This is a genomic window from Salinicoccus sp. Bachu38, assembly GCF_038561955.2.
Classification (GTDB): domain Bacteria; phylum Bacillota; class Bacilli; order Staphylococcales; family Salinicoccaceae; genus Salinicoccus; species Salinicoccus bachuensis.
On sequence record NZ_CP138333.2, the window covers coordinates 1,377,055 to 1,396,226 of the forward strand.

Genomic DNA, 19,172 nt, shown 5'->3' on the forward strand with positions numbered 1-19,172 from the left:
AAGAGGGTTTATATGTCTGAAAGAATTCTCATAGTGGATGATGAAGAACGCATCAGAAAACTGCTCAACATGTATCTTGTACGGGAAGGGTATGACATCACCGAAGCGGATAATGGAGAAGATGCTCTGGAGCTTGCTCTCGAGCAGGATTTCCATTGCATCCTCCTTGACCTCATGATGCCGAGGATGGATGGCATCGAAGTGGCAAAGCGCCTCAGAACCCAGAAGTCCACTCCAATCATCATGCTGACGGCCAAAGGCGAGGAGAACAATCGGGTGGAGGGGTTCGAAGTCGGTGCAGATGACTACATCGTCAAACCCTTCTCACCGAGGGAAGTCGTACTGCGTGTCAAAGCGATACTCCGCCGTTCATCGGAAACGACATTCATAGAGGCGGATTCATCGACGAAAGACGTCATCGTGTACGACCACCTGGTGATCGACAATGACGCCCACAGGGTACTCGCCGATGATGTGAAAGTGAATCTGACGCCGAAGGAATATGAACTGCTGCTGTTCCTGGCGCGGAGTCCGGATAAGGTGTTCGACCGTGAAGAACTCCTCAGGGAAGTCTGGCACTATGACTTCTATGGTGATTTGAGAACGGTGGATACCCATGTCAAACGTCTCAGGGAGAAGCTCAATAAAGTTTCCCCGGAGGCGAGTGACATGATTCACACTGTATGGGGCATCGGCTACAAGTTCGAGGTCAATGAATAATGAATGTCATAAACAGCGTCGTAACAAAACTGTGGTTAACTATCATTCTGATAGTAACGACAGTTTTAATTATATTATCGATCATTTTGAGCCTCTATTTCCGCAACTACGTACTCAATTCGACCGAGACACTGCTCGAGGAGGAGATTACCCGGGCGGAGGAGATTGTATTGACGGAGCATGATATCGATGACCTCGATTCCATACTGCTCCGGGAGGACAATCTGATACTGTATACGGACGGATCGATGATTTCTCACCAGTCTTCAACTGATGAAGCGATCTATCAGCGCATACTCTCTGGCGAGGGGGAAGGGAACACTTTCATCCTTGAGGACATATACGAACATGACTATATGGTCAAAGTATCAAACTTGAGCGACTACTTCGATAGCGATGTGGCCCTCATCAAGTACAGGGACCTCGAGGATATCAATCAGTCGATGCGGGCAGTCACCACCATCATCATCGGCAGTGCCCTTGTCCTTTTTCTGATCACCACCTCTTTTGCATTCTTCCTGATCAACAGGATCACACGACCGCTGATCAATCTTAAAAATGCGGCATTTTCCACGGCAAAGGGCAACTATAATACGCTGGAAGTGAAAAGCCGTGATGAAATAGGAGAGCTCACCCTGGCTTTCAACAAGATGAACAATGACATCCGCCATAACATTTCCGAAATCACCCACGAAAGGAATCTGAGGGAACAGATTTTCACCTATATGAACGAAGGGGTGCTCTATTTCAACAGGGAGGTCGAGCTGATATACAGCAACCAAAAGGGCAATGAACTCTATGACCTCATTAGGGGACATGAATCCGAGTCGGACCGCTTCAGCGAAAATATAAAAGAAATAGCAGAGCACCGGGAGTCCGCAATCGAACGGATGGAGATGCAGAACCGCCATCTGCAGCTGTCCTACACACCTGTTGAAGAAGGGGATGTCGTATATGGGGTCATACTGCTGGTCCGGGATGTGACAGAGGAAGTGGATGCAGAGAAATTGCGTTCGGAATTCATCGCCAACGTCTCGCATGAATTGAAGACTCCGATGGTCATGCTGAGCGGCTATTCCGAAGCGCTGCTCGATGACATCGTCACCGATCCCGCGGAGATAAAGGAAATGATCGGAATCATAAAGGATGAGTCCGACCGCATGAATACGATGGTCAATGAACTGATCACCATCGCCAGAATGGACAGCAGATCAGACTTCTTCAATATCGAAGAAAATGACTTTACACAGCTGCTTGATAAGCTGGGGAACCGTTTCAGGCATGAAATGGTGGAGAATGGCATCCACTTTGCCATCACCAAAGGAGACGGGGACCTGGTCTTCGACTTCGATTTCGACAAGCTGAGCCAGGTGTTTACAAACCTCCTGGACAACGCAATCCGCTATACATCAGAAGGCGATCATATTACCATCAATGCAGACATGACGGAACGCCATGTCACAATCGAAGTGACGGATACTGGGACAGGCATCAGGCCGGAACATCAGCAGCGCATTTTCGAACGCTTCTACAAAGTGGATGAATCCCGGACACGGGGACAGCATGGTACAGGCCTCGGCCTCTACATTGTCAAAAGCATCATCCACAGGCATAATGGAACCATAGACCTGGAAAGTACATTCGGGGAGGGCACCTCCTTCCGCATTACACTTCCAAAAAAACACACAGGAGAATGATGCGCATGAAGAGAAACCGTTTGGAAAGACTGATCATTATAAGCATTCTTGCTGCACTGTCGTTCATACTGATGCTCATCCAGTTCCCGATCCCTTTCTTACCGCCATTTTTGACTGTCGATTTCTCGGATATCCCGGCATTCATAGGGTTCATCCTTTTCGGTGGAGTGGCAGGCTCACTCATCATCATCATGAAGATCGTGCTGTATGGCCTTCTGATGGCCAGTGAGCCGATCGGGCCGCTGGCCAACATGCTTGCTGCATTTTCATTGCTGCTGCCGATATACTTCATCCATGAAAGGTATCGGACAAAGAAGTCCCTGCTCATCGGATTTGTAGCCGGCATCATTGTTTTGACTGTAATGATGGCCGTCCTGAACTACTTTGTCCTGCTGCCGATGTACGGAATCATCATCGACCATTCGGATCTGATCGAAAATATCAGGGCCGTGGTGACTGCAGGCATCATCCCCTTCAATCTGATAAAAGGGATCCTTGTATGTCTCGTCGCCTATCTCGTCTATGTAAAATTGATCCCAAAGCTCAGAAGGTAAGAAAAAAATCCCTTGGAAATACATTTTCCAAGGGATTCATCTATATCATTCATATTTTAAAGGGTCGCCATCGAATGGTTGTGCCTCGACCTTGATAGAATCGGTCGGGCAGCCGTCGAATGCATCCTCCATATCTTCCAGCAGTTCTTCAGGAACAGCCATTGTGCCCTGGTTGTCATCGAGTATGACATATGCAATACCGTCATCATCGTAATCATATATGTCAGGTGCTGCTGCGCCGCAGGCCCCACAGGCGATACATGTATCCATGTCGACGATGGTGTATTTCTTTTCACTCACTATTTTCACCTCTCAACCATTTCTTTCTACTTTATTTTACGGCTATTCAAACGATATTTCAATTATATTCGGCCAGGGCGCCCACAATACAACTATAGTCGCAGACCTGGAGTGATACCTCTTTAAAATGGAATGGAAACATACTATAATTATAAGGAACGATACCAGTTTGAGGAGAATGTCTATGAAAGATGATTTTTACAAGGATGTAGAACATAAGCGTGCTTCCCAAGCAAAAAAGGAGAAGAGCGACAAAAAGCAATCATCGGCGACGGGCGGGGAAGACACCAGCAATCTGAGCCGGGCAGAACGCCATAGGCCGAAGGACAGGGACGGGCGGAAGATGGAGCCCGGAGAACGGTTCAGAGCATGGAGCGGCAAATTCACCAGATATATCAACAGGGAGAATCTTGACAAGGGAAAGGCATTCTTCGCAGGTAAACTTTCCTCCTACAATAGAAGGTTCAGAGATGAAATCAAAGTATCGAAAGAAAAGCTGTCGGAACTCAAGCCACAGAAAACCCGCTCCGATGAAGATAAGGAGGACAACAGGGAAAGGCGCCTGGTACCTGCCATTATCGCAGGTGTTCTCATACTCCCCCTGACAGTCATATTGGGAGTACTCATCATCAGCAACTTCTGGCCATCCGGCGATGGTGCCGGAGAGGTGGCAGACAATGCCGGGGAACCCACTGAAGAGGCGCCTGAAGCGCCTTCGGAGGAAGTTGATGAGGAACTTGAAGACCAGAAGGCTGAAATGGAGCGTGAGCTGGCTGAATCCAGGGAAGAGACGGATCAGAACGACCTGGGGACCGGCGCCGTGGAGCTTGAATTGAGCGATGATCAGGAGGCCGAACTTGAAGAGGCGGCTGCTACAGCCATAGAAGAGAAGGAGTCGGGGGAAGCCCCCGACTCCAGCACAAGCGTTGTAGATGAGCCGGAAGCACCTGAGGAGGAAACGGCTGAAGAGGCCGAAGAAGATCCTGCAGGCGAAGAGACGCCTTCAGGCAACACGACCCATATAGTGCGCCCCGAGGACAACCTGTTCCGTATCGCAATCAGATACTATGGCAGCGGCAGCTCCGAGAACATCAGAAAGATCCAGGATGCCAACAACGGTGTGGATGCCGACTCGTTGTCAGTCGGACAGGAACTGGTAATACCAGAATAGAAAGGTGTTATACATGAAGCATATCGAAACCATCATCATAGGGGCGGGGCCTTGCGGCCTGTCTGCAGCCATCGAGCTGCAGAGGAGGGGGATGGACTATCTCGTCATTGAAAAAGGAAATATCGTCGAGGCCATCTACAAATATCCGACCCATCAGACATTCTTCTCTTCAAGCGAGAAACTCTCCATAGGTGACTTCCCATTCATTACAGAACAGCATAAGCCGAAAAGGAACCAGGCGCTGGTCTACTATCGTGAGGCAGTGAAGCATTTTGATCTGAACATCAATACTTATGAAGAAGTCTCATCCGGCAGGAAGGCTGGAGACCAGTTCATACTCGAGACATCCAAAGGCCGCTACAGCTGCGATCATCTCGTGATTGCCACAGGCTATTACGGGCAGCCGAACCAGCTGAATGTTCCCGGAGAACACAAGGGGAAAGTATTCCACTACTTCAAGGAAGCCCATCCCTTCTTCACCCAGGATGTACTCGTGATCGGTGGAAAGAATTCCAGTGTGGATGCAGCCATCGAACTCGAGAAGGCCGGCAGTAATGTTACGGTCGTCTATCGCCAGGGAGCCTATTCCAAGAGTGTCAAGCCATGGGTCCTTCCACAGTTCGACTCCCTTGTAAAGCATGACAGGATAGAGATGCATTTCAATACGGAAGTCGTCGATATCAAGGATGACAGCGTCGTACTTGAAAAGGAGGGTGAAGCATTCGAAATTCCGAACGACTATGTATTCGCCATGATTGGCTATCATCCCGACTATCGGCTGCTGAAGTCGTTCGGGGTCGCGCTGAATGAGAACGAACACGGTGTCGCCCCAATGCACGACAGGGAGACGATGGAAACCAATGTGGATAATCTATACATCGCAGGCGTAATCGCCGCCGGCAATGATGCCAACACCATCTTCATAGAGAATGGCAGATTCCATGGGGGCGCCATCGCCGAAGATATATCGAAGAAGAAATAAATCCATAAGGATGCCCTTTGCCTGCTCAGGCAAAGGGCATCCTTTTTTCTAATGCTGGAAAACCTCCTCCAGTCCCTCTCCATCAAGTGCGTTGCACAGTGCCAGAAGCAGTTTAATCCGTGCCTTCTGGCCATTCAGACCATTTGAGAAGATGATTCCCCTGTTTTTCAGATCATGGCCGCCACCTTCATAATCATAGTAGCTGCCGACGATGCCGTTGAAGGATCGTGAGACAAGGACGGTGCTGATGCCGGCATCAAGGACCCTCTGGAGACCGCCGAGTGCCCTCGGCGGCAGATTGCCCTGCCCGAGTGCCTCGATTACAAGCCCATCATACCCGTTCTCGACCAGGGCATCAAAGAAGGTGTCATCCAGGTCGGCATGGGCTTTGATCAGGCCCACCTTCCTGGTCGAATCGGCAAGTTCGAACTGGTCCTGGACGCGCACCTGGTGATGATAATGGATGTCATCCTTCGTCAGTATGCCGATCGGTCCATGGTTCGGGCTCTGGAATGTCGCGATATTGGATGTATGTGTCTTGGTGACATTCCTCGCCGTATGTATTTCATCATTGAAGACGACAAGGACACCTCTTGAAGCAGACTGGTCGTCCATCGCGGTGCGCAGGCTGGACAGATAGTTGTACATGCCGTCCGAACCGATTTCATTGAACGACCGCATTGCCCCCGTAATCACCACAGGCTGGGGGATATCCAGGGTAAGGTCGAGGAAATATGCAGTCTCCTCAAGCGTATCCGTACCATGGGTGATGACAAAGCCGTCATAATCATGCGCTTCTTGGCGGATGATGTTCCTGATTTCGATCATATCGTCCAGGGTCATATGGGGGGATGGCTTCTTCACGGGGTAGGTCTCCTCCAGTATGATGCCCAGATCCTCTGCCCGGTCTATCTTCACCGGATTTTCATCCCCTGAGGTGATCAGGCCTTCTGTTGAGGACATGCTGATCGTCCCCCCTGTGTGAATCGCCAAAATTTTCTTCTGCATATGACTTCCTCCTAAACGAATTTATAAAACTATGATAAAATAAACTGGAACAATGAACAAGGCGGGTTTATATGAATATGAAAATCAATATCGCGATTGATGGTCCTGCTGCAGCAGGCAAGAGTACGATTTCCAAACGTGTGGCCAAGAGGATGGGTTACATATATATCGATACCGGCGCAATGTACCGCACGGTCACCCTCCATGTCATCCGCAATGGGAAAAGTGTCATCGACCAGCTGGATGACCTGGATATACGTTTTGGCACCGACGGCACTTCCATATACCTGAACGGCGAAGATGTATCCGGAGACATACGCAGCCAGGAAGTGACGAACAGTGTAAGTGAAGTTTCAAGCCTTGCCACGGTGAGGAATTATCTCGTATCAATGCAGCGGAAGATTGCCGAAGACAAGGGTGTGGTGATGGATGGCAGGGATATCGGTACTACGGTACTGCCCGAAGCGGAGCTCAAGGTCTATATGAAAGCTTCTCCCGAAATACGGGCAAGGCGCAGGCTGAAGGAGGAAAAGGAGCGGGGCACCGACATCGATCTCGAAACGTTGACCGACCAGATCATCCGTCGGGACGACCTGGATATGAACAGGGAGATTTCCCCGCTTGTAAAAGCGCATGATGCCGTGCTGCTCGACACGAGCCACATGAGCATTCCCGAAGTCGAGGATAAGATCATCAGAATGGCTGAAGACCTGTTGAGGGAGGATTAGAGATGTTTTACAACGCAACTAAAGCAATGGTCAAAAGGTTCTATCACACAAGATTCAAAGTCAGGGTGATCGGCGAGGACAGGATTCCTCCCGAAGGCCCTGTAGTAATCTGCAGCAACCACGTTTCCGAACTGGATCCGCCCCTTGTGGCCATCAGTGTAAAAAGGGAGATGTCATTCTTTGCGAAGTCGGAGCTGTTCAGGATCCCGGTCATCGGTTTTCTGATCAGCCATCTGAATGCATTTCCTGTAGAACGCGGCAAAGGGGACAGGGCAGCATTGAAGAAATCCATCGAAGTGCTGAAGGAAGGAAACCTGCTGCTCATCTTTCCGGAAGGCAGCCGAAACAAGTCCGGGACATTGAAGGACCTGCAGCAGGGAGCAAGCTTCATGGCAGTGAAATCCGGCGCAAAGATTGTACCGACTGCGATTAAAGGGACCTATGACAGGAAAAAAGGTGTTACAATAGTATTTGGCAAACCTATTGATACTGCTGCATTGGTTGCAGAGGGCAAGAATCGCAAAGAAATAACGGAAAGAATCAGGGAAGACATCAACAATCTTCTAATTTCCGCATAATCACTTGACAAATCAATATATTTGTAAGAACTTAGATATATACACTTTTTAGTAATGTAATTGGAGGCAGGCATATGACGACAGATAATATTATGAACGAAGAGAACAATGAAGAGAACAATGAGGAACAACTGAATGAGGAAGTGAACACTTCCGAAGAGACGAATGGCAATACTTCTAGCGAATTTGAAATCGGTGATACCGTGAAGGGTACCGTTTACAAAATAGAAGATAAATTCGTAAAAGCGCATATTGAGGATTCCGATTTTGAAGGTATCGTTCCAATCAGCCAACTCACCAACAAAAGAATCGAACGTCCTGAAGAGATTGTTTCTGAAGAGGATACAATCGAGGGCGTAGTCATCAAGGTGGAAAATGAGGAAGACCGCAAGAATGTCATCTTCTCCATCAGGAAACTTGATGAAACCAATGCCTATGACAGGCTGCAGTCTGCAAAGGATAATGACGAGACAATCACAGGCACAGTAATGGAAGTTGTAAAAGCTGGCCTTGTCGTGGATGTCGGTGTCAGGGGATTCATTCCTGCTTCACTACTATCCGATGCGTACATTGAAGACCTCGACCAGTTTGAAGGACAGGAACTGGAAGTCAAAGTGGAAGATATCGAACCGGAGAAGAACCGTGTCATCCTTAACCGTAAACGCATCGTCGAAGCGGAAAAAGCGGAAGAGCGCAAGAAACAGCTCGAATCCCTTGAAGCAGGCAGCATCGTTGAAGGTGAAGTTGTCCGCATCACTACTTTCGGCGCATTCATCAACCTCGGTGAAGTCGACGGTCTCGCGCACATTTCAGAGCTTGACTACAGCAGGGTCGAGAAAGTCGAAGATGCAGTGAACATCGGCGACAAGGTCCAGGTGAAGATCCTCGACGTAGACCCTGAACAGGAACGGATCAGCCTTTCCCTCAAACAGGCACAGGAAAGTCCTTTCGATGCCTTCATCAATGAACATTCCGAAGGCGAAGTATTGGAAGGCACAGTGAAAAGACTCGTCGACTTCGGTGCCTTTGTCGAAGTGACGCCAGGTGTTGAAGGACTTGTCCATGTATCCGAAATCAGTCATGAACATGTTGCTACGCCATCCGACGTACTGAAAGAAGGACAGACGGTAACAGTTAAGATCCTCTCACTCAATGAGGACTCTGAAAAAGTATCCCTTTCCATCAAGGAAACATCTGAGAGACCATCCAGGGACGAGCAGGCCAAAGTCTATCGGGATGATTCGGACGATGAAGGTCCAACACTCGGAGATGTCTTCGGTGATCGTTTCAGGGACTTGGATATCTAGAACGACTTCAAATCAATAGGTGAAACAACTGACTTAAAGAGCGATAGTATCGCTCTTTATTTTATTTTTATGTTAAAATGACCTTAAATATAGGAGGTAGGATATGTACAAACCAACAATAGCCGTAGTAGGGAGACCGAATGTCGGCAAATCCACCCTGTTCAATCGCATCATTGGAGAAAGAAAAGCGATTGTGGAAGATACGCCGGGCGTTACACGGGATCGTCTCTATGCTGCGGGAGATTGGCTCAATCATGAATTCAATGTCATCGATACAGGTGGAATAGAGATAAAAGATGAGCCATTCCAGGAACAGATCAAAATGCAGGCAGAAATCGCGATATTGGAAGCAGATGTCATCCTGATGATCACCAATGGCAGGGAAGGGGTTACAGAGGATGACCTTTTTGTTGCCCGTATTCTGCAGAAATCCAAAAAGCCGGTTGTGCTTGCTGTAAACAAGATAGACAACTTTGAGATGCGCAACGAGATATATGAATTCTACAATCTGGGTCTCGGAGATCCATTCCCTGTCTCCGGATCCCACGGACTCGGACTCGGTGATGTGCTCGACCAGGCGGTCGAACACTTCAAATCCATAGAAGAAGAGGTGGAGGCAGATGATTCCATCAGAGTCTCCCTGATCGGCCGTCCGAATGTCGGAAAGTCGAGCCTCGTCAATGCGATCCTTGGAGAAGAGAGGGTCATCGTCTCGGATGTTGCAGGCACCACACGTGATGCAATCGATACAGAATACTATTATGATGATGAACACTATACACTGGTCGATACTGCCGGCATGCGAAAAAGAGGGAAAGTATATGAAGCCACAGAAAAATATTCCGTACTGAGAGCGAATCGTGCGATAGAAAGATCGGATGTCGTCCTCGTAGTTATAGATGGTGAAGAAGGCATCATCGAACAGGATAAGAGAATCGCCGGGCTCGCCCATGAAGCCGGACGTGCGGTCGTGCTTGTAGTGAACAAGTGGGATGCTGTTGAAAAAGACGACAAAACAATGAAGAAGTTCGAAGACAAGATACGACGGGAATTCCAGTTCCTGGATTATGCACCCATCACCTTCGTTTCTGCGTTGAAAAAGTCACGTCTTGCGACGCTCTTTCCATTGATCAAACTGGTCAATGATTCTCACAAGAAACGTGTCCAATCAAGTACATTGAATGAAGTCCTGGTAGACAGTGTAAGCATGAATCCGACGCCCACCGACAAGGGACGCAGGCTCAGCATCTACTATGGTACACAGGTCAGTGTGGCCCCACCGACGTTCGTATTATTCGTCAATGATGTCGATCTGATGCATTTCAGCTATCGGAGATATTTGGAGAACCAGCTGAGAAAAGCTTTTGATTTTACTGGTACACCAATACACATCCTCAGCAGAAAAAGGAATTAGGAGGGGGCAGGCCTTATGAAAATTACAGTGGTCGGCACCGGAAGCTTTGGTACAAGTCTGGCTATGGTGCTTATCGACAATGATCATGATGTGCTCATCTACGGCAGGAACGAGGATGTCGTCAAGGAGATCAATGAGAGGCATACAAATACCCAGTATCTGAAGGATGTCTCCATCCCCGACGGTGTCACAGCGGTTTCCAATCTTGAAGAAGGGGTCAGCCATGCCGAAATCATCGTCCTTGCCGTCCCCGTCAAAGCCGTAAGAAGCGTGACAAGGGACATCAACGCACTTTTGAAATCCCTTGGCAAAAAGGTATTGATCGTCCATGTCGCAAAAGGGCTGGAACTGGATACCCATCTGAGGGTTTCCGAAGTCATTGCTGAAGAAACGAGCGGGGATACCGTCCATGACATCGGTGTGCTCAGTGGACCGAGCCATGCCGAGGAAGTTGCGAGAAAGTCGCCAACGACTGTAAGTACGGCTTCGCTCAAGCCTGAAAGCGCCAGGGTCATCCAGGATGTCTTCATGAACAAGTATTTCCGCGTCTATCACAATGATGACATGACCGGTGTGGAAATCGGAGGCGCATTGAAGAATATCATCGCACTGGCTATCGGTCTGCTGCATGGACTGGATTTTGGCGACAATGCCAAAGCAGCAATCATTACACGCGGACTGCAGGAGATCGCAAGACTCGGCACACGCATGGGGGCCAATCCCCTCACTTTCCTGGGGCTTACAGGCATGGGGGACCTCATCGTTACAGCGACGAGCATGCATTCCAGGAACTATCGATGCGGCATCATGCTCGCAGAGGGCAGGAGCATAGAAGAGGCGCAGCAGGAGATGGGCATGGTCGTGGAAGGGGTCAATACCACCCGTGCGGCATATGAGCTTGCAGCGCAATATGATGTCGAGATGCCGATTACAAAAGTGCTCTACCAGTACCTTTTTGAAGACATCAGCGAAGAAGAGGCCTTCTATGCACTGATGATGCGCGAGAAGACCGGAGAAACCGATGAACTGAAGGAAGTTCTGGAGAAACAATATAAAGATTGGACTAGAGAGTGATAAGATGTTTGATATATCGAGAATGGATTTAATGTGGATATCGTTCTATTCATTGGGTGCAATGGCCCTTGCCGCTGTACTTATCTATGTCGCAAGATACAAGATATCTTCCAGAATCATCAGCACCATTGTGTCGCTGATTGCCTGGGCACTGCTCATCATCGCATTCCTGCTGATGATACCTGTACTGGGGGGGAGTACCCATGCGTAGATTCAGATTGATCTTCGTCGCCCTGGCCAGCAGCCTCCTCATGGCAGGCTGCCTGTATCCGGAGTCGGAACAGGTTCAGAACCAGATGCCGGAAGAGATGCAGATAGAGATGGTTCAGAATGCAGTGGACCAGTTCAGGGAAGACTCCGATGGTCTGTTGCCGATAAAGACGACAGAAGGCCAGAGAGAATATCTGGAGTACCAGATTGACTTTGAAAGGCTGGTGCCGAACTATCTTGAAGAGAGGCCGGAGAGCGCCTATGAGATGGGCGGCCATTACCAGTATGTAATCATAGATGCCGAAGAGGATCCTAAAGTGAAGCTCGCAGACTTGAGGATCACGGAAGAGGTCAGGTCCCTGAATATCCGTCTGAACGCCATGGGCGAACATGTCGAACTGGATGATCCGATCGGTCCGAATGTGTATCCGCTGGACCTCGACTTTTATAACCTGGATGAAAATCCGACTGTAACCAGCCCATATACAGACGCTTCTTTGAATGTATACTACAATGGTGGAGAGGAGTTCATCGTGGACTACCGTGAGGACATCGCCAGAATCATCAATGAGAACGGCCTGTCATTCGAAACCGGGGAGGATGTCCGGCATGTCCTGTATGAATTTACACCTGTCGTTCCCCTCTATTCACCGGAGATCACCGTCAACGGAGAAAACGAGCCGATCTTCATGACGAACCGCCACAAAAGCGATTAATACGGCTTTTTTTTGGCTCCAAAACGGTGAAATCCGTTGCAGTGCAACAACCACTGTGTTAAAGTCAAAACATAATGATAATCATGGTTATCATTATAGTCATATAAGGAGGTGGATCTGATGAACAAAACAGATTTGATCAATGCTGTCAGTGACCAAGCTGACCTCACGAAAAAAGAAGCAGGTGCTGCTGTTGATGCAGTATTTGACACTATTCAAGAATCATTGAAAAATGGTGAAAAGGTACAACTGATTGGTTTCGGTAACTTCGAGGTACGTGAACGTTCAGCAAGAAAAGGACGTAATCCACAATCTGGAGAAGAAATTGAAATTGCAGCATCCAAAGTCCCTGCATTCAAAGCAGGCAAAGCACTTAAAGATGCGGTAAAATAATTGATTACTTTAGGCCTAACGTCATGGTTAGGTCTATTAATTTATAAGGTGATATTTGTCATGAATGCTCTAAGGAAAGAACTAGAATCCGATCTGGGTTCCAACTCATGGATCCTCGACCTACATAATGATCCTTTTTTTGAGTTTTTTTCAAATAGGGAATACATCCTTCATAGTCCCCATGTGAACCAGGCGGTTCTGCTTTTCAACACTGCCCTCAACTTTCTGGATGCTGTGCCGGATGATGACAGCAGGGAACTGCATGTGCTGGCTGGCGATTATCTGTTCAGCAAGTTCTATATGATGCTGGCCGAACATGAGGAATACAGGGTTCTTCATGATATGATGGATATGTCAAAGGCGCTGAGTTCAAAGAAATCCGAATTGGCAATGGCTGGTGACAGACCTCATCTGGAAGAGGTGAAATGGCTCCTATATGGGCCAATCCTCTATCTCATCTCCAATGAATACATAGACAGGCGTTTGAATGATGTCATAGATGACCAGTTGGAGCAGCTGGATATCACTTCACTTCCATACATAAACCCAAAGTAAAGGTGAGTTGAATGGATAAAGAGAAAAAAGTTCAAAACATATTTAATTCTATTTCCACTGATTATGATCTGATGAACAACATCATCAGTTTCAACCAGCACAATCTATGGCGCAACAGGACAATGAAGGAAATGTTTGTAAAAGATGACCATGACATACTGGATGTGTGCTGTGGCACCGGAGACTGGACGATACAGTTGGCTGAGGAAGCACCGGAAGCGGAAGTCATAGGCCTCGATTTCAGTGAGAAGATGCTGGAAGTTGCAGCCGAAAAGACAGCGGCCCATTCCAATATAGAACTGATTCAGGGGAACGCCATGGCACTCCCATTTGACGATGGTTCTTTCGACTATGTGACGATCGGTTTCGGACTCAGAAACCTTCCGGAATATGGCAGGGCAATAGACGAATTCCACAGGGTATTGAAGCCGGGGGGCACGCTAGTGGTCCTTGAGACTTCCAATCCTGAAAACAGGCTGGTCAGCCGGGGGTTCGATTTCTATTTCGGCACAATCATGCCGACCCTTGGCGGAATTATAGCCAATCGGACCAAGGAGTACGAATGGCTGTATGAATCGACAAGTTCATTCCTGTCGAAAGATGCACTCAGATCAATGATGGACGAGAGCGGATTCATCAACCTTAAGGTCATCCCCCATACTTTCGGCACCGCCGCCACCCACATCGGATACAAACCGCTTGGACGGGTGGGTCGCAATTGAAGACAGTCAAGCAGTATCTCGCTTCAGATTTCGAAGCGGTCACCGAAATCATAAAGGAACACCTCAATCCGAATGAAGTGCTCGTCAATGATAAAAGCTACGAACTTTTCATATCGGGCGGCAAGAAGATCCGTCCCTCATTCACCCTACTCGTTGGAAAACTTGGTGAAAGTGACAAATTCCCCGATGTATTGAGGGCGAGTGCAAGCCTTGAGCTGATACATATGTCAAGCCTTGTACATGACGATATCATCGACAACAGTGAATTGCGCCGGGGCAGGGCGACGGTATATTATGAACATGGGTATCTGCAGGCGGTCAATACCGGAAACTATCTGCTGTCAACTTCCCTCTCACTGGTGAGTACGATAGAACATCGGGCACTCCACGAAGCCTTTTCAAAAGCGATCCGGGATATCATCGACGGGGAGCTCTTCCAACTTGACCATCAGTTCAACGCCCATCAGACCATGGATGACTATTATAGAAAGATCTATAGAAAGACGGCGCTGCTGATAGAGCTCAGCATCAAAATGGGAGCCTATGCCTCAAATGTCGACCAGAGAACGCTGGATGTCCTGCTTGATTACGGATATCATATCGGAATGAGCTTTCAGATCATCGATGACTGTCTGGACTTCATCGGAAATGAAAAGACGCTTGGCAAGCCCAAGTTCTCCGATCTGGAAAACGGACATTACACGTTGCCGGTGCTGATTCTGAGGAATGAAGACCCGGATTTCAGACGGAAGCTGGAAGCGTTCGATGGAGAAGAGGAACAGCTCGAGGAACTGATTGAAGGGCTGCTTCGCTCCGATGCAATAGATCAGGCGATTTCCATCAGCAATTCCCATATCAGGGAGGCGTTGACTGCCATCGAAGAAATAGAAGAGCCGATCAGAAAATATTTGCAGGAAATTGCAGAAAAACTTTCAAATCGTCTGAATTAAATTGAAAAATCAAAAATGATAATGTTAGAATGATATGGACTGGATTTTCAACTAAAGGAGAATACGAAATGGAAAAAACGTTTTTAATGATCAAACCGGACGGCGTCCAAAGAAACCTGGTAGGTACTATCGTGGAACGCCTTGAAAACAAAGGATTCAAATTGGCAGGTGCCAAACTGATGCAAGTGTCCGAGGACCTGGCAAAAACACACTACCAGGAGCACCAGGACAAACCGTTCTTCGGTGAGCTTGTGGACTTCATCACTTCAGGACCTGTTTTCGCCATGGTGCTTGAAGGGGAAAATGTGATCGAGACTGCACGTCTTGTCGTCGGTTCCACAAACCCTCAGCAGGCGGCTCCAGGAACAATCCGTGGAGACTTTGGACTCACAGTAGGCAAGAATATCATTCACGGTTCAGACTCCACTGAGAGTGCTGAGCGTGAAATTTCACTCTTCTTCGATGACAGTGAAGTTCTTGATTACAGCCTGTCCAACAGCGCCTGGATCTACTAGAGGGAATCGAATAGCAGAAGCTGGGTAAAGCACTCAGCTTTTTTTAATATCTTTAAATAAGAGGAGGCTATATAAATGAGATTTTTGACAGCAGGGGAATCGCATGGGCCGAAATTATCGGCCATAGTGGAGGGATTTCCGGCAAATCTTCCGATTGACAAGGAGAGAATGACTGCGGAACTCATCAAGAGGCAGGGCGGCTATGGCAGGGGCCGCCGCATGCAGATTGAAAAGGATACTTTCGAATTCGGCAGCGGCATCAGGCACGGCAAGACGCTTGGAAGCCCAATCATGATTGAAATCACAAATGATGATTTCAAACACTGGAGCAAGATCATGGGCAGCGAACCGCTGACTCCGGAAGAAGAGGAGTCCATGAAAAGGGTCATCACAAAACCCCGCCCGGGACACGCCGACCTCGTTGGTGGAATGAAGTACAACATGCGCGACCTCCGCAACATACTTGAACGCTCCTCGGCACGTGAAACAGCATCAAGGGTCGCCGTCGGTGCACTGTGCAAGGAGCTGCTCCATGCACTCGATATACGCATGTTCAGCCGTGTGAACCAGATTGGCACTGTCAAGGATGAGGGGGACTACAGCGTCGAGGAACGCGCCACCCGTCCGGATGATTCCTCTGTACGCATGGTTTCCGAGGAAAAGACGAAGGAAGCCGAACAGCTCATTGACGAGACGAAGAAAAAAGGGGATTCCATCGGTGGCATAGTGGAAGTCATCGTCGAAAATCCCATTCCCGGACTCGGCAGCTATGTACATTATGACCGCAAGCTGGATGCGAAGATTGCAGCCAGCATCGTCAGCATCAATGCCTTCAAAGGCGTCGAGTTCGGCATCGGGTTCCTGGCAGGCGAAACCCCCGGTTCACAGGTACAGGATGAAATCCTATACAGTGAGGAAAAGGGATACTACAGACGCACCAACAACCTCGGTGGTTTCGAAGGCGGCATGACGACCGGCATGCCTGTTGTGGTCAAAGCTGTAATGAAGCCGATTCCTACACTATATAAGCCGCTCTTCAGCGTGGATATCAACACAAAGGAGCCTTTCAAAGCTACGATTGAACGCAGTGATGCATGTGCCGTCCCTGCAGCCTCCGTCGTCTGTGAGCATATGGTGGCCATCGAGATGGCCAGGGCCATCCTTGAAAAGTTCCCCCATGATGATTTTCATGAATTGGAATCCGCCGTCTCGCAATACAAGGGCAGATTGAGTGAGTACTAGGATGGAAATAAGGACAAATTATGCTGCAGACAACTACACGATCCACGTGGACCACGGTATACTGGAAAGCCGTCTCGCCAATTACTCGGCCGGTTACGATGCCGTGCATTTCCTTGTGGACCACAACGTATATGAACTATACAAAAGCAGCGTACTGTCTTTCATTGACAGTCCCATCATACTGGAAGGCGGCGAGGCATCGAAATCTTTCGATGCCTTCAAGCGTATTACCGAAGCTCTGCTGGAAAGAGGCGTCCAACGACATCATCTGATCGTAGTGGTCGGAGGCGGGGCCGTAGGCGACGCAGGCGGCTTTGCTGCAGCAACGGTACTGCGCGGCGTCGACTATATCCAGGTGCCCACCACACTGCTTGCACATGATTCTTCCATAGGCGGCAAGACAGCCATCAACAGTACGCATGGCAAAAACCTGATTGGTGTCTTCTACCGGCCCAAGGCGGTCATCTATGATCTGGCTTTTCTCGAGACACTTCCGGATGATGAAATGCTCAGCGGCTTCGGGGAAGTGTTCAAGCATGCCCTGCTGAATAATGAAGAGACTGTACGGAACCTTATGGCCAAAACACAGGAACAGATCTCCCTCGATGTCCTGAAGCCGTTCATCATCAGGGGCATAGAAACCAAGATGCATTATGTCCTGAACGATGAGAAGGAGTCCGGGATCAGAAAACACCTTAATCTTGGACACACCCTCGGGCATGCCATAGAATATAAATATAAGATGCCCCATGGCATCGCGGTAGTACTCGGCCTCTATTTCATGATGTTCCTATCCAACAGGGTGGAGGGACGGGAACTGTTCGATCTTGACCATTTCAAACAGTATTTCATCCATCACGGCTATCCGATCCAGAAATTGAAATCCATCGATGAAGAAGAAATGATGGCGCTCATGGGAAGAGACAAGAAGAACCAGAGCCGTGGGGCGATCGGCTTTGTACTGATGAAATCCATAGGCCGGTGCCATTTCACCGAAATAGAAAACACAGAACTTAAAAAATATCTTTCTTATTTAAAGGAGAGCTTATGAAGTCTTTAATGAACAGTAAATTCCATGGCACTTTGAAGGTCCCGGGAGACAAGTCGATCACCCATCGCGCCCTCATGTTCGGCGCACTCTCTGAAGGGACGACCCGCGTCCATCATCCACTGCCAAGCGAGGACACCCGCCGTACGATGGAGTGCATGCGGGCCCTTGGAGCCGAAGTGGAGGAGAAGCAGGAAGAGTGGGTCGTCACATCACCGGGAGCGAGGCATCTCCATGCCCCCGGGAAGAGATTATATACGGGCAATTCAGGCACCACGACCCGTCTGCTCACCGGACTGATCGCCGGACTTGGACTGTCTGCCGAGATGGAGGGGGATGAATCCATCGCGAAACGGCCGATGGACCGTATCCAGCGGCCGCTTGCTGAAATGGGCGCGGACATTTCCCTGAAAGATGACAAGTTTCCGCCGATTGTCATCAGACCGGCCGAACTTTCCCCCATCAGCTATACGATGCCAATGGCGAGCGCACAAGTGAAAAGTGCCATCCTGCTGGCCGCCCTGTATACCGAAGGGACGACTGTCATCCATGAACCTTCTCCATCACGGAACCATACGGAAATCATGCTGAAACAGTTCGGTGCTGACGTCTCGGCAGAGAACGGCGTGATCAGGCTTGAAGGCGGCAATGAACTGTCGCCGTCTGATGTTACGGTTCCCGGGGATATTTCTTCTGCGGCCTTTCCAATTGTACTGGCTGTGCTGAAACCCGGTTCCAGCATTTCAATTGAAAATGTCTCCCTCAACGACACGCGTTCCGGGATCCTCGACGTACTCGAAATGATGGGTGCCGACGTGACAGTCGAACAGACCTCCCATATTGGCGAAGCATTGGGAACAGTACATGCTTCCTATACGCCCCATCTCAAAGGGTTTGAAATTTCCGGCGGCATGATTCCACGTCTGATCGACGAAATCCCCATCCTCGCACTGCTTGCCGCATTCAGTTCTGAAGCGTGTACAATAAGGGACGCGGACGAACTGAGATACAAGGAAACGGACCGGATCCGCGCTGTCATCGATGAACTTTCGAAGTTCGGCATCAGGTTTACGGAATATGATGATGGGTTCACTGTCCACCCGGGTCAAGTCTCCATAGAGGAAAATACAGAGACAAAAGGGTATAATGACCATCGCATCATCATGATGCTGATTATTTCCTCCATAGTCATGGATACGCCGATAGAAATAGATGATATATCTGCGATTGATATATCCTATCCCGGATTTATGGAGGATCTGGAAACATTAAGGAAGGATGCCTAAAT

The 19,172-nt window shown here is 48.8% G+C and carries 22 protein-coding genes; 20 read left to right on the forward strand and 2 right to left on the reverse strand.

From position 1 onward, the window contains the following. The first annotated feature begins 12 nt into the window (after positions 1-12). The 3 genes from RQP18_RS06915 to RQP18_RS06925 all read left to right on the forward strand — a co-directional run bounded on the left by RQP18_RS06915 (position 13) and on the right by RQP18_RS06925 (position 2,971). Complete coding sequence (locus RQP18_RS06915; RefSeq protein WP_342387012.1) at positions 13-720, forward strand: response regulator transcription factor; 708 nt, start codon at positions 13-15, stop codon at positions 718-720. A gap of 86 nt (positions 721-806) precedes the next feature. Then, complete coding sequence (locus RQP18_RS06920; protein WP_373445990.1) at positions 807-2,417, forward strand: HAMP domain-containing sensor histidine kinase; 1,611 nt, start codon at positions 807-809, stop codon at positions 2,415-2,417. A 5-nt stretch (positions 2,418-2,422) separates the two neighbouring features. Next, positions 2,423-2,971 (forward strand): ECF transporter S component, encoded by a 549-nt coding sequence (locus tag RQP18_RS06925; protein ID WP_342387014.1) that lies wholly within the window; start codon positions 2,423-2,425, stop codon positions 2,969-2,971. 45 nt (positions 2,972-3,016) lie between these two features. Here the strand turns inward: RQP18_RS06925 and RQP18_RS06930 are convergent, their stop codons facing one another. Then, a complete protein-coding gene (locus RQP18_RS06930; RefSeq protein ID WP_342389387.1) occupies positions 3,017-3,241 on the reverse strand; it encodes a ferredoxin in 225 nt (74 codons plus the stop codon). Between the two features lie 214 nt (positions 3,242-3,455). Between RQP18_RS06930 and RQP18_RS06935 the strand changes: the two genes are divergently transcribed. Then, positions 3,456-4,442: a LysM peptidoglycan-binding domain-containing protein gene (locus RQP18_RS06935; protein WP_342387015.1), complete on the forward strand. Its 987-nt coding sequence runs from the start codon at positions 3,456-3,458 to the stop codon at positions 4,440-4,442. A gap of 13 nt (positions 4,443-4,455) precedes the next feature. Further along, positions 4,456-5,424: a YpdA family putative bacillithiol disulfide reductase gene (locus tag RQP18_RS06940; protein ID WP_342387016.1), complete on the forward strand. Its 969-nt coding sequence runs from the start codon at positions 4,456-4,458 to the stop codon at positions 5,422-5,424. Between the two features lie 48 nt (positions 5,425-5,472). Here RQP18_RS06940 and RQP18_RS06945 read toward each other — a convergent pair whose 3' ends face one another. Then, positions 5,473-6,432 (reverse strand): asparaginase, encoded by a 960-nt coding sequence (locus RQP18_RS06945; RefSeq protein ID WP_342387017.1) that lies wholly within the window; start codon positions 6,430-6,432, stop codon positions 5,473-5,475. 71 nt (positions 6,433-6,503) lie between these two features. Between RQP18_RS06945 and cmk the strand changes: the two genes are divergently transcribed. The 15 genes from cmk to aroA all read left to right on the forward strand — a co-directional run bounded on the left by cmk (position 6,504) and on the right by aroA (position 19,170). Continuing rightward, positions 6,504-7,160: a (d)CMP kinase gene (gene cmk, locus RQP18_RS06950; protein ID WP_342387018.1), complete on the forward strand. Its 657-nt coding sequence runs from the start codon at positions 6,504-6,506 to the stop codon at positions 7,158-7,160. Positions 7,161-7,162: 2 nt separating this feature from the next. Beyond that, complete coding sequence (locus tag RQP18_RS06955; protein ID WP_342387019.1) at positions 7,163-7,738, forward strand: lysophospholipid acyltransferase family protein; 576 nt, start codon at positions 7,163-7,165, stop codon at positions 7,736-7,738. A 74-nt stretch (positions 7,739-7,812) separates the two neighbouring features. After that, the gene (gene rpsA / locus RQP18_RS06960; protein ID WP_342387020.1) at positions 7,813-9,045 is read left to right on the forward strand and encodes a 30S ribosomal protein S1; all 1,233 of its coding nucleotides are present in this window, start codon (positions 7,813-7,815) and stop codon (positions 9,043-9,045) included. 103 nt (positions 9,046-9,148) lie between these two features. Beyond that, positions 9,149-10,459, forward strand: coding sequence for a ribosome biogenesis GTPase Der (gene der / locus RQP18_RS06965; protein ID WP_342387021.1), 1,311 nt, complete (start codon positions 9,149-9,151; stop codon positions 10,457-10,459). A 15-nt stretch (positions 10,460-10,474) separates the two neighbouring features. Next, entirely contained in the window at positions 10,475-11,533 is a 1,059-nt protein-coding gene (locus tag RQP18_RS06970; RefSeq protein WP_342387022.1) for an NAD(P)H-dependent glycerol-3-phosphate dehydrogenase, read from the forward strand. 22 nt (positions 11,534-11,555) lie between these two features. Then, a complete protein-coding gene (locus RQP18_RS06975; protein WP_373445991.1) occupies positions 11,556-11,744 on the forward strand; it encodes a DUF2768 domain-containing protein in 189 nt (62 codons plus the stop codon). Beyond that, positions 11,737-12,459 carry a hypothetical protein gene (locus tag RQP18_RS06980; protein WP_342387024.1) on the forward strand — a complete coding sequence of 241 codons (723 nt, stop codon included), beginning with the start codon at positions 11,737-11,739 and terminating at the stop codon, positions 12,457-12,459. Before RQP18_RS06975 ends, RQP18_RS06980 begins: the two co-directional genes overlap by 8 nt. Positions 12,460-12,579: 120 nt before the next feature. Beyond that, positions 12,580-12,852: an HU family DNA-binding protein gene (locus RQP18_RS06985; RefSeq protein WP_031544853.1), complete on the forward strand. Its 273-nt coding sequence runs from the start codon at positions 12,580-12,582 to the stop codon at positions 12,850-12,852. Between the two features lie 183 nt (positions 12,853-13,035). After that, complete coding sequence (locus RQP18_RS06990; RefSeq protein WP_373445992.1) at positions 13,036-13,407, forward strand: hypothetical protein; 372 nt, start codon at positions 13,036-13,038, stop codon at positions 13,405-13,407. Positions 13,408-13,418: 11 nt separating this feature from the next. Then, positions 13,419-14,129, forward strand: a complete 711-nt coding sequence (locus RQP18_RS06995; RefSeq protein ID WP_342387026.1) for a demethylmenaquinone methyltransferase — start codon at positions 13,419-13,421, stop codon at positions 14,127-14,129. Continuing rightward, the gene (locus RQP18_RS07000) at positions 14,126-15,079 is read left to right on the forward strand and encodes a polyprenyl synthetase family protein (protein ID WP_342387027.1); all 954 of its coding nucleotides are present in this window, start codon (positions 14,126-14,128) and stop codon (positions 15,077-15,079) included. The genes RQP18_RS06995 and RQP18_RS07000 overlap by 4 nt, the downstream gene beginning before the upstream one ends. A gap of 68 nt (positions 15,080-15,147) precedes the next feature. Continuing rightward, positions 15,148-15,594 carry a nucleoside-diphosphate kinase gene (gene ndk, locus RQP18_RS07005; RefSeq protein WP_342387028.1) on the forward strand — a complete coding sequence of 149 codons (447 nt, stop codon included), beginning with the start codon at positions 15,148-15,150 and terminating at the stop codon, positions 15,592-15,594. Between the two features lie 75 nt (positions 15,595-15,669). Further along, positions 15,670-16,836 carry a chorismate synthase gene (gene aroC, locus RQP18_RS07010; protein ID WP_342387029.1) on the forward strand — a complete coding sequence of 389 codons (1,167 nt, stop codon included), beginning with the start codon at positions 15,670-15,672 and terminating at the stop codon, positions 16,834-16,836. 1 nt (position 16,837) lies between these two features. Continuing rightward, on the forward strand, positions 16,838-17,887 hold the full coding sequence (gene aroB, locus RQP18_RS07015; RefSeq protein ID WP_342387030.1) for a 3-dehydroquinate synthase: 1,050 nt from the start codon (positions 16,838-16,840) through the stop codon (positions 17,885-17,887). Between the two features lie 8 nt (positions 17,888-17,895). Further along, positions 17,896-19,170 (forward strand): 3-phosphoshikimate 1-carboxyvinyltransferase, encoded by a 1,275-nt coding sequence (gene aroA, locus RQP18_RS07020; RefSeq protein WP_373445993.1) that lies wholly within the window; start codon positions 17,896-17,898, stop codon positions 19,168-19,170. Positions 19,171-19,172 lie beyond the last annotated feature (2 nt).